The sequence below is a fragment of the Psychrobacillus sp. FSL H8-0487 genome (assembly GCF_038008385.1).
Lineage (GTDB): Bacteria > Bacillota > Bacilli > Bacillales_A > Planococcaceae > Psychrobacillus > Psychrobacillus psychrotolerans.
Map to the genome: position 1 here is coordinate 3,375,102 of NZ_JBBOZA010000001.1, position 13,692 is coordinate 3,388,793.

The window sequence follows — 13,692 nt, forward strand, 5'->3', positions numbered from 1 at the left end:
ATTTCAGGGATGCTAGTTGGTTGTGATATCCGTCACAACTTAACCAGCATCCCATTTTTCAATAATCTTCTAATATTAGTCGGAACCTAGAGAAAAGCAGTATGCGTTTATTAGTCATGATACCTCCGATAGTTCCCTAACCAATTCATAAACTTCACCCATGCGTCTTCAAAATCTGGCTGAATACAAGATACTTGCAGCAAGTTTTTTACGATTAAATAATCACTTTTATAGTGAAGGTCAAAACCAGACATTCTTGCATCTTCTGCTAAGTAAGGAAACTTAACCTCTTTCCATGTGAAAATCATTGGATAGTGATTATCTGAGAGCAATTCGATCCCATGCTTGGACACATCGTCTTCGATAAATCGCATGCGACGATGTAACAGATTGTACCTCTCTCCATTTTCATAGGCTTTTAAAGCTACCTCTAGGCTATGTACAAACTGAGAAGGAATCGTAAAAGGTATTGCATTATTCACGCTCAATCCCAGATCTAAATATGAAGGGATATTATTACTCGATGTTACTTCTGTGTTAGCGAATACAAAAGCTAATCCACTCATAGTCCCGATAGCTTTACCACTTACACCAGTTGCAAGATATACTCCTTCTAAGCTAAATGGAAGTGCTCCAAATGAACTCACACAATCCATACAAAGCAGCACACTATAACGGTTACATAATAACTTTATTTCTTCCAGGTTATTTAACATTCCAGTGGACGTTTCACCGTGGACCATTAAGAGCCAACTATAAGCTCCGGTGGCAAGTTTTTCTTCGATTAGCGATAGATTATAAGGGCTTCCCCATTCAAAAGATGCAACATCAAAAGATAACTGCCAACGTTCCGCTTGTTTTTCCAAGCGGTCTCCAAAGGCTCCATTTTTAACGATTAAGCCTTTCTCTCCTAATACGTGTAACTGCGCTATCATAGCTTCATTTGCAAGCGTCCCACTCCCTAAAAGCAAGTGGGCATATGCTGCACCACTCATCGATAATAGATTGTTCTTCACTCGCTCTAGCATGACCTCGAACTCATGCGTTCGATGAGACAATGGAATGGCAGAAAACGCTCGTTGTATGGCGTCCGATTGTTGTACAGGCCCTGGATAAAATGAATATCTTTTTTGTTTAAACCGAGAGGCCACTGACTGGTCAAAACGATCCCTAGTTAGTACCATCGGGATAAATTTAGCTTCTTCTGTACCCACTGGATCAGCAAAAGGTTCAAAACCAAGCTGATTATACAACTTTTGTTCCCGTACCGTTCCCGATATTAGCGCTGCTCCATATCCATTTTCATACGCGTAATCGGAAAGAGCACGTGCTAAGTAATAAAACACTCGTCCATTCCGGTGAGCCTTATCTACAGCCATTAATCGAACCTCACATAACAGTCCACCTAATGCATCCTTTGGCAGATACTCCTCCACTTGCCCAAGCTTTAAATCTAGAGAAAAAGGACGGGCAGCTCGAAATGCTACCATTCCTGCTAACTCCTGATCCTTTAAAACAATGACATACACATTCTCATGGTGAAACGCATCGACCCGCATCCCACTAGGATCCGGCTCGTGCTGTGGAATCTCCTCCACAAATGTTTCATAATTTAATCGCGCTATCGCTTCAAACTCTTTTTCTGTTCGTGCAATTTTACACCAATACATCCCTATCTCCCCTATCTATTCACTGGAATGATAGCGTTCCGTTCTTTTTTCCAATAAACTAATCCCTACCATCAATAGAACTATTGCAATAACCACCATCATACTTACATACGTCCAAATACTACCAAAAGTTCCCTCATATACCGTCACTTGTTTCATAGACTCCATTGCATAATATATTGGAGAAATCCATTTCATCGCCAGTAATGCTTCCGACTGAACTATTTCTAATGGCCAGTAAGCCCCGCCAATCATTGCAAATGCTACCGCTACAAGAGAAATGATAATACTGCTTTGACTTACTGTTTTTACTAATGAAATAACAAAAACAGAAAATGCCATTACAAGCAAAACATAGATAGCAGCAATAATCCCTACTTTCCAAAATCCACCGTACATATTAGTACCTAACACATACCTGAAGACAAATAAAACAAGCATCACTTGGAGAAGCCCGATAATGTAACTAAAAGATAGATGCCCGACATAAAGTTGAAATTTACTTACTGATGCTAACTTTAATCGATTCCATACTCCCGTGCGCTTGTCTTCTAATATAAATTGAACATTAATTGATACCGTATAAAAAACAAAGAATAGCGTAAATCCAAACAAACTTTGAAGTGCATTATCGTAACGAAATACCTCTGACTCATCCATTGCTTCTGTTTGAATATGGAATGCTTGGTCTTCTTGCAAACTTATTTCAATGTCTTTCCAAGCTTCCACGCCACCTACCTGTATAACTTGCTTTTTAAAACTAATATCACTATAAGCCGATTCAATTCTCAAAGATAGGTTTCTCACATTATCAGAATCTGAGGCAGAATAAATAGTATAGGAATTTTCCTTTAACCCAATACCGACCATTCGAATATCTTTGTTCGCTTTTTGCTGCAACTCTTCGGCTGTAATTTCTATAAGGGAGTATCCGCCCTCTTCCTTCAACTTCTCTAGTACTGCTTGAGTTGTTTCAGTACCGTCGACAGCCACCGACACACTCATCTTTCCATTACTAGAGCTGCCTACTACGTATGCCATTACTAATGTCATTACTGTCATCATGATTAAAACGACAGGCTTTCGTTTTAAATTAAAAAATCTAGCAATCCATATCCCCTTCATCCTGTTACACCTCTTCTCGGAAAGAAAACAATGGCAAATAGCACGCACACAACTACTAGAACATATATAGCCAACATAAAAGGCCAAATAACTGATAAATCCTGCCCTTTTTGTATAGAGAGTATGGCAGACATTGTTGCACCATTGGGAGTAAAGTCACCAATCTTTCCGAGTGTTTCCGAAATATCACGAATATTAAAGAAGGATCCACCTAAGAAAGAAAATACCGTTATAAACAATCCATTAAACACATTCGCAATACCTTCTGTTTTTGTTCGAAATTGGAGAGTAGTTATCATAGCAGACAATGCACCAACAAATACACTATAACTAATAATTATAAGGCCCATTCCCTCTAGAGTGATCCATTCTATACCTAATACAAGCATTCCAAATGAAAGCATAATGGCTTGCTGGATAAAGGCTACAAATGTTCCTGTAAAGAAAATAGAAAGTGTATATAAAACAGGAGACACCCCTGCAAGTAATATCCGGTCATATACTTTCCATTGTACTTCTTGCAGTGCAAAGCCTGCTAGGAAAGCAGGGATATATAATGCGAACATCACCATCATTCCAACTGTGTAGTAAATAGTGGCAGGTATTTTCCGCTCACTTGCCTCTAAAACCTGTTCTACCTTCTCTACACTACTGACGTTACTCATAATTTCCTGAGGTGATAAGTTTGCCGCTAAAAGTGCCGCGGATTGGGAATAGCCACTTTGCCAGTCTGTTAGAACAGCATCAATTATGGATGCACGAATTTCATTATCTTGATTTAGATATAAGGATACACTAGGAAAATCGGGATTATTAAAATAGGCAGATTTTATATAATTCAATCGGAAGTTAGAAGGGATAGTTAGGATGCCATCTATATTTTCATCCTGTCGAGCGGTCTTTAAATCTACTTCCTTTTTATATTCCACAGCAATATACTTCTTCATTTCGTCAGCAGCTAGAACGGTGCTGTTTAATAATTCTACTGGATCACCACTTTTAAACTGAGTGAGCAAAGCATCCAAGGCTACGCCTGTTACCCCTTCTCCTTCTAAAAATAGCTTAATTTCTTTTTCCTCTTGAACCCATGATGAATTATCTAGGATGAGTAAATTTGCTTGAATCGCCGCTTCTTCTCCACCGTCCATTATGCTTCCTAACGCATTTGAAAGTATGGTTATTAAAACGAGTGGCATGACCAATAAAATAATTAACGGTTGCTTATTTCGAATCAGCATTTTCATTTGCTTCGCAATTAAACTAAACAGCATCACTTCATCTCCCCTCTTAATCCCTTAGTGCTTTTCCAGTCAAATGCAAGAACACATCTTCTAGGGATGGCACTTTGACAATCGCAGAGGTAATCACTACATTACTTGCCGCAGCAATCGCAAAAATATTAGCTAGTGGTTCTTCTCTTTTGGACATTGAAATCGTTAGTATCTCTTCATCTATACGAAAAGTCGCTTGTGGGAACTGCTCTTTCAAATTCTTTTCAAAGTTCTCCGTAAGTAAATTAGTTTTCAATTCAATTGTTTGGTTGTCGGAGACCAGTTCTTTAAGCTCTTCTTTTGTACCGTGTGCAATTATTTTTCCTTGATCCATAATATATATTTTGTCACACAGCATTTCTACTTCTTCCATATAGTGACTCGTATATAAAAGAGTCATTCCATCTGCCACAAACTGCTTAACGGTTTCTAAAATATACGCTCTCGATTGTGGATCAATTCCGACGGTCGGCTCATCCATTATTAAAATCGAAGGTTTATGTAAAAGTGCAGCACCAATATTCAGACGTCGTTTCATCCCACCTGAAAATGTTTTAACTATATCCTTTTGTCTATCCAACAGCCCAATCTTTGTTAAGACTTCTGTGATCCTCGTTGCCAAAAGTTCCCCTTTTAAACCATTAACTCTACCGAAAAAAGCGAGATTTTCCCTAGCAGAAAGCTCTGGATATAAGGCAATTTCTTGTGGAACTACTCCTAATGCTTTACGCAATGGGTCTGGATTTTTTGCAATGGATTTTTCATTCCATAAGACGTCTCCGCTTGACGGTTGGACTAAGGAAGATAACATAGAAATAGTCGTTGATTTGCCCGCCCCATTGGGACCTAGTAATCCGACCGACTCTCCCGCGAACAGTTCCACATTGACTTCTTTTACAACTACTTTGGTTTTAAATTTCTTAGAAAGATTTATGGCTTGAAGCATTTCTCCATCTCCTTACAACCTAGTTATTTCGATTATAGCAAACTACTAGATTAGTTTATGTAGAAATTTTTTTAATATTTAGTATTTCGATAAGTTATCTGAAAGTATATTTCTAAACATGAGAAAAACCGAGCAAAAAATGCCCGGTCCCTTAAAAATAAAATGTGCATATGCCGTTGATATCCCCTCCGAGCCACATAACAGAAAGCAGTAGTATTATTCATTCTTTAAATTTCTGTAGAACCATAAAAAAACTGCCCTTTGATGAAAGGACAGTTTTTTTGCGAGCCATATTAAACTTCGTCTGTTGCAATTTGGTTTAATGGTGTGTTGTATAAATCTTTATCTAATTCACCAGTTAGTTTCGCAGTAGCAACACCAGCGGTCATTGAACCACTAACGTTTACTGCTGTACGTCCCATATCGATTAACGGTTCAACCGATACTAGGAGACCCGCTAAAGCAACTGGTAAATTTAATGCAGATAGAACTAGAATTGCAGCAAATGTTGCACCGCCACCAACTCCTGCTACACCAAACGAACTAATTGCTACTACTCCGACAACAGTTAAGATGAACATCGGGTCTAATGGATTGATGCCTGCTGATGGAGCAATCATGAACGCTAGCATCGCTGGGTAAATACCTGCACAACCATTTTGACCAATAGATAGTCCGAACGATCCAGAGAAGTTAGCAACTCCTTCTGATACACCCATTTTAGTTGTTTGTGCATTAATGTTAATAGGTAGAGTTCCTGCACTTGAACGTGAAGTGAACGCAAAGATTAATGGTTCTGCTGCCTTTTTAACATAAGTTATTGGATTTAATCCAGATAGAGTAATGATTAATAAATGTATCGCAAATACTACTGTCAATGCTACATAAGAAGCGAGAACAAACTTACCTAAATTGTATATGGCACTAAAATCTGATGTTGCAACGGTTCTTGCAATAATTGCTAAAATTCCGTATGGAGTTAAACGAAGTACTAGCTTAACTACTCGCATGATTAATGCGTAAATCGCATCAATACCTGTTTTAATGGTTGCTGCAGTTTCTTTCTCTTTACGTGCTATTCCTAAATAAGCGAATCCTAAAAACGCTGCGAAGATAACTACCCCAATAGTGGACGTTGGTCTAGCTCCTGTAAAATCTAAAAATGGATTTGCAGGTAATAATTCTAGTATTTGATCTGGAAGTGCTTTGTCTGCAACTTCTGCAGAGCGACCTTCATAGTATTCTGCACGTTCAGTTTCAGCATCTCCTTGAATGATTTGTTCTGCATTCAAATCGAATATTGCTGCAGAGCCAATACCAATAACAGCAGCAATGGCAGTAGTTCCTATTAAGAAACTCAAAATAATTGCTGCCATTTTACCAAAGTTTTTACCGATTGTAATTTTTGTAAACGCCCCTAATATTGAGATGAATACTAATGGCATTACAATCATTTGTAGTAATTTTACATAACCAGTACCAATAAGGTTATACCAAGGTACAGTTTCTGCCAATACTTCCGAATCTACCCCATAGGCTAAATTCAATACTAAACCTAGTAAAATACCTAGTCCTAGAGCCGTGAATACACGCTTCGAGAATGAAACATGTTTCTTTTGCATTATGATTAGTACTCCAACTAAAAGGAGTAAGGCAACTATGTTTAGAATAATAAATAATAAATTCATATAAAAACCTCCATTTTTTGTGCTCATCATATATTAATACTTTTATCCCTATTGGTCAAGTAGGAATTACTTTCTATTTAATATATGTCTTCCCTACTTTCTTTGAGACAAATCAGCTATACTAGAATTTAATAGCAAATGATTATATAGACATGCAACGGGGGTGAAAATTTGATAGCAAGCTTTTATGGTATTATTGTTTCTGGCATCCTCATTTTAAATATTTCTTTGGCAATAGCCCTAATATTTTTAGAACGTCGAGATGCTTCCGCTACTTGGGCGTGGATTCTAGTCCTATTCTTCATACCTATTTTAGGATTTGGTATTTATTTATTGTTTGGACGAAAGCTACGTAAAAAAACGTTATTCCGTTGGGAAGGAAAAAACAAGATAGGTATCGATAATCTCATTGAATTTCAAATGGAAGCTATCGAAGATGACTCATTTGATTTTCGTTTAGATGATGCAATGCATTATAAAGAGTTAATCGTTATGCACTTACATAATAACCAAGCAGTCTTAACTCAAGACAATAAAGTCGAAATTTTCACTGATGGACGAGAAAAGTTTGATGCTCTCCTTCACGATATCGGAAATGCAAAGGATCACATCCATATTCAATACTATATATTCCGATTAGATTCCTTAGGGCAGGAGATTTACCAGGCAGTGTTAGCCAAAGCAAAACAAGGAGTTAAAGTAAGAGTTTTATACGATGATACTGGATCACGTTCCTTAAGAAAAAGACATTTTAACGAACTGATTGAGTTAGGTGGTCGTGTAGAGGCATTCTTCCCTTCTATCTTTCCACTTATCAATCCCCGGATGAATTACCGGAACCACAGAAAAATCGTTGTAATAGACGGACGAATCGGTTATATCGGAGGATTTAATGTTGGAGATGAATATCTTGGACTAAAAAAGAAATTTGGATACTGGCGCGACACGCATTTACGTATCGAAGGTAGTTCTGTTCATCCTCTTCAAACCCGATTCATTCTCGATTGGAACCAAGCCTCCGCAGAGCATGATATCGAGTATTCTGATAGATTTTTCCCAGCCATTCCGATGAAAGGTTCTGTTGGCTTGCAAATTGTTTCTAGTGGACCCGATTCCGAATGGGAGCAAATAAAAAATGGCTACCTTAAGTTAATTATGATGGCTAAAAAGTATATTTATATTCAATCTCCATACTTCATCCCAGATGCTAGTTTCATGGATACGTTACGTATTGCATGCCTTTCAGGTATTGATGTACGAATTATGATTCCAAATAAACCCGATCATATTTTTGTCTACTGGGCGACTTACTCCTATGTTGGCGAGTTAATAAGAGCTGGAGCTAAAGTATATATTTACCAAAATGGATTCTTGCATACAAAAATGATTGTAATTGATGACGAAGCTTCTACAGTGGGAACGGCAAATATTGATGTGCGTAGTTTTAAATTGAATTTTGAAGTAAATGCCTTTATATATGATCGTGAAACTTCTCATCAGTTAGCAGAGTTATTTGAAGAGGATATGAAGTTATCTACCGAGATGACGGCAGACATATATGAAGAAAGATCAACCATGATTAAATTCAAAGAGTCATTAGCTCGTCTAATTTCACCGATACTTTAATATATTAAGTTCAAAACCTATTTCTATTGTTTTCGAAGGGCTTTGGACAGATTTATTGCTATAAGATTACCGTTTGATTTTTTAAAGAGGCTAGTCGTGATTGACGTCACAACTAGCCTCTTTTTGTATTCTAATCCTGTCTACTAAAGATTTAGGAATTCTTCTAAAGTCACGTTTGCTTCGTATACTTGAGGCGCAAGTTCTTTTCCGATGTACCTAAAATGCCACGGCTCATACATATAACCTGTAATTTTTTCTGAGCCATTCGGGTAACGCATAATAAATCCATACTTATGGGCATTGGCTGCAACCCATTTGCCTGCTTCTGTTTCTCCGAAGCTTTCTCTAGCGAAATGTTGTTCAAAATGCTGCTCTCCGATGTCAAAAGCAAGCCCTGTTTGATGTTCGGAATAGCCCGGGCGTGCACTATAACGATCCGCAGCCTCTTGTCCGTCATTTGTTACATAACGTTCATATAACTGAGTTTGATAGTCAAAAGATCGATACGTACTGAAAGCTACAAGGTCATACCCAGATAAAATTGCCTCAGCAGCCATTTCTTGAAATGCTGTTCTAGCCTCTTTGCTTTCACCAGGTGCATAAGTAGATGGCAGGGGATACTTTTTACTAGCAATTAATACACCTTTTACTATTGTAGGCTCCCCGGGTAAAACTTCGTTACCAATATAGCCTTTTGCGCCAGACATATCTACCTCTTCCACTACCGGCTCCTCCACAATAGGAATTTCCTGTTTTGGTTCTTCTATAACTGGTTTATCCACATTAGCTTCTTCTGTTTTATCAACATCGACTATTTGCTTAACACCTGTCAAATCACGGAGTTCCTCTATACTTTTATCTATATTCCATTCATTCATTCCTACCCACACTACCGCTGTGGCTACAAGTATTCCTGCAATGATTCCAGAAATAATATATGGCCATTTTTTCTTCTTTTTTTCTTGTAAAAAGCTATATCTTGACTGCATATCTTCGGACTTCCTTCTTTCTTATTACGTTATTTCTAGTTTACCATTTTTCTAATAACTATTCTCTTATTGAAATTCAACTTCGCCAAAATAATTATAACCATCCTGAACGATAAATGAATCCTCCTAAATAAGTAAAAGCGTATCTACCCATGATAGGTAAATACGCTCTCTCTTATTAAAAAATTAGCAAAAATAACACGACAAAAAATAATACTGCAAACAAAATGGACATACCCTTCATCCACTTCGCCTCTTTGACAAATCCTTTTTCTTTAAAACTTATTGCTCGGAAACCATTACTTAGAGCAAAGATTGCTGTCATAAACAATACAGCCATATTAATATTTCCTTTAATGATAAATACCAACGCAGAAATACTAACTGCTGCAATCAGTAGTCCAAATATCCAATTTCTATTCATAAACACCTTACCTCTCAAGAAAAAAACGAAGCAACAATCGCTTCGTTTTTGTGTTATACAGATTCCTCTGCTTTTTCTGGATGATTCGAGTAAAATTTACGCCCCAAATATGTTTGGAATATTAGCAATAGTCCACCGACAGCCCAATAAACTGGCAGTGCCGCCATAGAACTGAAGGAAATAAACATAATCATAATTGGCGAAATATAAATCATCATTTTCATTTGTTTCTGTTGCTGCTCAGGTACTGTCCATAATGAAACTTTTGCTTGAATGAAATAAACCGCTCCAGCAATAAGTGTCATTGCAATATCAGGAGATCCTAAGTTAAACCATAAAAATGGATGCGCTTTAATATCCGCAGAATAGAGAATCGCAAAATACAATCCCATTACAATAGGCATCTGAATAATCATCGGTAGACAACCCATGTTCAGCGGATTTACTCCATGCTTACGGTATAATCCCATCATTTCTTGTTGTAGAGCCATTTGCTGTTCTTTATCTTTTGTTTCCTTTAATCTCTTTTGGATATCGTCCATTTCTGGTTTCAATTTATCCATTTTCTGTTTCATGCCTTGTTGATTTTTATAATTTTTAAGCATCAAAGGCATCAGAATAAGACGGATAAGTACGGTAATAGCGATAATCGCCAGTCCATAACTACCATTGAACATTTCTCCAAAGAAATGTATAAGAAATTCAAAAGGTCGAACAAAAATATTATAAAAAGTACCTTCTTTGTTTTCTACTCCAGAACATCCACTAAGCACTAGTGCTGCAAATACAAGAATAGAAAATAAACTAATCTTCTTTTTCACTCTATTCACCTTCACTCATCAAACTATAAAGAAGTATACCTTACTATGAAGCTATTTATCAAATTTAATCCAAAATATTTAAACTGATTGTTGTTCATTAGGAAAATTATATTTAAAACTAGGATATTCCTGGTTATCACGGTATTGCTTCGGTGTTATTCCGGTATACTTTTTGAATATGCGAGTGAAATAGCTTTGATTGCAAAAGTGAAAACTACTAGAAATATCGGAAATAGCTTTATTTGTTGTTCTTAAAAAGTATTGGCATTCCTCTACTTTTCGAACATTTAAGTATTCTACAAGCGTCACTCCTGTATGCTCTCTAAAAATACGAGAAAGATGACTTGTACTTATAGCAAATCTTTTAGCAATATCCTCTACCGTTAAATTTGTCTCTATTTCATCATTAATATAGAGGATTACTTTGTTAACCGTTTGATGGCCAAATGACGGCTTTTTCCTTTCGGTTATGACCATTACAAAAAACTCAACCAACTCATCTGCACATAATAAAAATTGTGCATCACTCATTTTCGTCTCAATAGTTTCTACACATGCAATGTTAAACGCGCTAACTTTATCAGTAGGAACTTGACTCTCATTTAGTTTTCTTCCCATAATAGCGACAAGCTGAATGTAGTAATACTTTACATTTTGGATCATATTCTTACGTGTTCTAGCAATTATTAAATCTATCATGCTTCTTAGAATTTCTTTTGCTTCCGTTACTTCAAAAGAAAACATTTTTTGAAATAGCTGTTCTTCTAATTCTAGGAAAGAATCTAAACCTTCTACTCTTGTTGTTGTACCTATTTCTCTAGTGTATATTTTAGAGAAATTATCTAAAAATTGCTTCTCTACAGTCTTCATATTTCCCTCTTTTTCCCTAAGTAGGTCTTAATGTTTATATAACCTTTTGGGTATGTTGTATTAGTCTATATCATTATCCTGGAAATTATATATTTTTTCAACCTTTTAGACTCAGTTTTTTTGAGGGACTAGCATTTTTAAATGTTTAGGTAATATTTGAATGTTCAGTGGCGTGCAATCTCCTTCATCCCCGTCTACATTACAATATAGAGGATTTCCAGATTCGATTAATACATTACTAGATTCGATTACTTCCACTCCAGTATCTTCCTCGAGTGTACCCAACAGGACTTTTGCTCCCATTCTTGCTATAGAAGCCAATCCTGCTTGTTTTATAATATAAATATGTAACTTTCCATCATTTACTTCCGCTGCATTTACCAATTTTTCAAATCCACCTACAGAATTCGTTAAAGCCACAAGTATAAGCATAGGTGTCCCTTTCCAAATTCCTTTATCATGCGTTATTGTCATTTCTATTTCTTCGTTCGAAATAACGGCTTTTGCTCCTTCTAGCAAATAAGCAAGTGAACCCATTTTTGTTTTTTGTTCAACAGTAGTATCCGCAACACGACTAGCTATCTCACCAACAGCTACTATATTCATAAAATATTTATCCCCAATTTGCCCAATATCCACTAATCGTGTGTTCGTCATTTTTAAAGCTTCAATAGCAAGCTCAGGCTCCAATGGAATGCCAAGTGCACGAGCAAAATCGTTCACAGTACCGAGTGGAATAAATGAAAATAGAGGCCGGTTAGGTTGTTCAGCGAGACCATTGACAACCTCATTTATCGTCCCATCTCCACCCATTGCTAACAAAAAGTCTACTTTCTCAGCACAAGCCTGTGTGGCAAATATGGTGGCATCATTTTGTTTACTCGTTTCCTTAATAATCACTTCATACCCCAAGCCTTCTAACACATTAACTGTTGTTTCTTTATATTGCTCGGCATCCGCTTTTCCTGAAGATGGGTTATAGATGAACATTGCTTTCATAAGACTTCCCCCTTGCATGATTTGTTTTGTTCCAAATTCCCTTTATCGATACATTTAAAACCTTTATACTAGAATAAAAGCTACTATAGAAAAGAGGAGCAGTATTGCACTTTTTTATATATATTATTATCTTCATCTCATTCTTTGACTTATTTTCTCAACTACCAATTATGAGCCCCTTTGCAGAATCTCTTGGTGCCACTCCTTTTATAACCGGTTTAGTTGTAGGGATGTATTCTCTTTCGAATACATTTGGTAATATTATTTCTGGATTTCTAACTGATCGAAAAGGACCCTATTACATACTCATCACTGGTTTATTTGCAACGAGTTTCTCCTTATTCCTTTACCAATTTTCTAGCGAGCCGTTTGGATTATTACTAATACGTTTTATACATGGTTTAGTAGCTGGACTAATTGTACCTGCAGCTTTTACCTACTCAGCTAATAGGACTTCGCATGAAAAACGAGGTAAAGGAGTTGCACTATCAGGTGCATTTGTTGGACTTGCTGCAATTGTTGGTCCCGCTACAAGTGGTATTCTCGCAAGCAAAAAAAATGAGGTATTTGTGTTAGGAATGACAGGTTCTATTATGCTTGCTTTAAGTATACTGTCTTTAGTTTTGTTAAGAAAAGTAGCTATCGAAAGAATAGAGAAGGATGTCTCTCACCATTCCGTTCACTCTATTTTCCAAAAAAGTGGAGTGATTAAGTCATTTGCAGGTGCTTTTTTCTTAATGTTCTCGCAAGGGGTATTAGCGTATATGCTCCCTTTAAAAATAGTGCATTTAGGATTTGACACTAAAACAAGCGGATTTCTTCTAAGTACTTTCGGCTTTGTCGCAATTTTAGTGTTTATCCTTCCGATAAATCGAATATTTGACCGAGTAAAACCCATCTATACACTTACTTTTGGTATGAGCATCATGGGAGTAAGTATGCTATTGCTCGGCCATACAGATTCACTGAACTTACTATATATTTGGATGGGGTTATATGGAATAGGATTTGCATTTCTTTTCCCATCTATTAACACATTATTAATAGATTCAACAGAGCAATCCTATAGAGGAAAAGCATATGGCTATTTCTATGCTTTCTTTTCTATAGGAGTAGTTGTGGGATCAAGTATCACTGGCTTTCTAGAATTGGATGCTACGAGCGGGTTTACTATGACAGGAATCATATTGTTAATAGTGTCTATCTTGGCCATTACGTGGAGAAAATAAATAGGACAGGAATGTGGTTTTTGACACATTCCTG

The 13,692-nt window shown here is 36.8% G+C and carries 12 protein-coding genes; 2 read left to right on the forward strand and 10 right to left on the reverse strand.

Features of this window, described 5'->3' with window-relative positions:
- Positions 1-110: 110 nt before the first annotated feature.
- The 5 genes from MHI47_RS17220 to MHI47_RS17240 all read right to left on the reverse strand — a co-directional run bounded on the left by MHI47_RS17220 (position 111) and on the right by MHI47_RS17240 (position 6,700).
- Positions 111-1,670: a GNAT family N-acetyltransferase gene (locus MHI47_RS17220; RefSeq protein ID WP_340831634.1), complete on the reverse strand. Its 1,560-nt coding sequence runs from the start codon at positions 1,668-1,670 to the stop codon at positions 111-113.
- A 15-nt stretch (positions 1,671-1,685) separates the two neighbouring features.
- Complete coding sequence (locus MHI47_RS17225; RefSeq protein ID WP_340831636.1) at positions 1,686-2,795, reverse strand: ABC transporter permease; 1,110 nt, start codon at positions 2,793-2,795, stop codon at positions 1,686-1,688.
- Positions 2,792-4,066 (reverse strand): ABC transporter permease, encoded by a 1,275-nt coding sequence (locus MHI47_RS17230; protein WP_340831638.1) that lies wholly within the window; start codon positions 4,064-4,066, stop codon positions 2,792-2,794. The genes MHI47_RS17225 and MHI47_RS17230 overlap by 4 nt, the downstream gene beginning before the upstream one ends.
- A gap of 16 nt (positions 4,067-4,082) precedes the next feature.
- A complete protein-coding gene (locus MHI47_RS17235; protein ID WP_340831640.1) occupies positions 4,083-5,012 on the reverse strand; it encodes an ABC transporter ATP-binding protein in 930 nt (309 codons plus the stop codon).
- 293 nt (positions 5,013-5,305) lie between these two features.
- The gene (locus tag MHI47_RS17240; RefSeq protein ID WP_340831643.1) at positions 5,306-6,700 is read right to left on the reverse strand and encodes an L-cystine transporter; all 1,395 of its coding nucleotides are present in this window, start codon (positions 6,698-6,700) and stop codon (positions 5,306-5,308) included.
- A gap of 171 nt (positions 6,701-6,871) precedes the next feature.
- Between MHI47_RS17240 and cls the strand changes: the two genes are divergently transcribed.
- Positions 6,872-8,326, forward strand: coding sequence for a cardiolipin synthase (cls, locus tag MHI47_RS17245; RefSeq protein WP_340831644.1), 1,455 nt, complete (start codon positions 6,872-6,874; stop codon positions 8,324-8,326).
- A 143-nt stretch (positions 8,327-8,469) separates the two neighbouring features.
- Here cls and MHI47_RS17250 read toward each other — a convergent pair whose 3' ends face one another.
- From MHI47_RS17250 to MHI47_RS17270, 5 genes are all read right to left on the reverse strand, one after another.
- The gene (locus MHI47_RS17250; protein ID WP_340831645.1) at positions 8,470-9,315 is read right to left on the reverse strand and encodes a M15 family metallopeptidase; all 846 of its coding nucleotides are present in this window, start codon (positions 9,313-9,315) and stop codon (positions 8,470-8,472) included.
- Positions 9,316-9,493: 178 nt separating this feature from the next.
- Complete coding sequence (locus MHI47_RS17255) at positions 9,494-9,739, reverse strand: hypothetical protein (RefSeq protein WP_093537551.1); 246 nt, start codon at positions 9,737-9,739, stop codon at positions 9,494-9,496.
- Between the two features lie 53 nt (positions 9,740-9,792).
- Positions 9,793-10,560, reverse strand: a complete 768-nt coding sequence (gene yidC, locus MHI47_RS17260; RefSeq protein ID WP_093537550.1) for a membrane protein insertase YidC — start codon at positions 10,558-10,560, stop codon at positions 9,793-9,795.
- 78 nt (positions 10,561-10,638) lie between these two features.
- The gene (locus MHI47_RS17265; RefSeq protein WP_340831647.1) at positions 10,639-11,430 is read right to left on the reverse strand and encodes an AraC family transcriptional regulator; all 792 of its coding nucleotides are present in this window, start codon (positions 11,428-11,430) and stop codon (positions 10,639-10,641) included.
- A gap of 111 nt (positions 11,431-11,541) precedes the next feature.
- Entirely contained in the window at positions 11,542-12,429 is an 888-nt protein-coding gene (locus MHI47_RS17270) for a diacylglycerol/lipid kinase family protein (RefSeq protein ID WP_340831649.1), read from the reverse strand.
- Positions 12,430-12,533: 104 nt separating this feature from the next.
- Here MHI47_RS17270 and MHI47_RS17275 point away from each other — a divergent pair, with 104 nt between their 5' ends.
- A complete protein-coding gene (locus tag MHI47_RS17275; RefSeq protein ID WP_340831650.1) occupies positions 12,534-13,658 on the forward strand; it encodes an MFS transporter in 1,125 nt (374 codons plus the stop codon).
- The last annotated feature ends 34 nt before the right edge of the window (positions 13,659-13,692 follow it).

Excerpts from the sequence above, each read along its gene's own strand:
- MHI47_RS17270 (WP_340831649.1), bottom strand. The coding sequence starts at position 12,429 with ATGAAAGCAATGTTCATCTATAACCCATCTTCAGGAAAAGCGGATGCC.
- MHI47_RS17225 (WP_340831636.1), bottom strand. The coding sequence starts at position 2,795 with ATGAAGGGGATATGGATTGCTAGATTTTTTAATTTAAAACGAAAGCCT.
- MHI47_RS17250 (WP_340831645.1), bottom strand. The coding sequence starts at position 9,315 with ATGCAGTCAAGATATAGCTTTTTACAAGAAAAAAAGAAGAAAAAATGG.
- MHI47_RS17220 (WP_340831634.1), bottom strand. The coding sequence starts at position 1,670 with ATGTATTGGTGTAAAATTGCACGAACAGAAAAAGAGTTTGAAGCGATA.
- MHI47_RS17230 (WP_340831638.1), bottom strand. The coding sequence starts at position 4,066 with ATGCTGTTTAGTTTAATTGCGAAGCAAATGAAAATGCTGATTCGAAAT.
- MHI47_RS17265 (WP_340831647.1), bottom strand. The coding sequence starts at position 11,430 with ATGAAGACTGTAGAGAAGCAATTTTTAGATAATTTCTCTAAAATATAC.
- MHI47_RS17240 (WP_340831643.1), bottom strand. The coding sequence starts at position 6,700 with ATGAATTTATTATTTATTATTCTAAACATAGTTGCCTTACTCCTTTTA.
- MHI47_RS17255 (WP_093537551.1), bottom strand. The coding sequence starts at position 9,739 with ATGAATAGAAATTGGATATTTGGACTACTGATTGCAGCAGTTAGTATT.
- MHI47_RS17235 (WP_340831640.1), bottom strand. The coding sequence starts at position 5,012 with ATGCTTCAAGCCATAAATCTTTCTAAGAAATTTAAAACCAAAGTAGTT.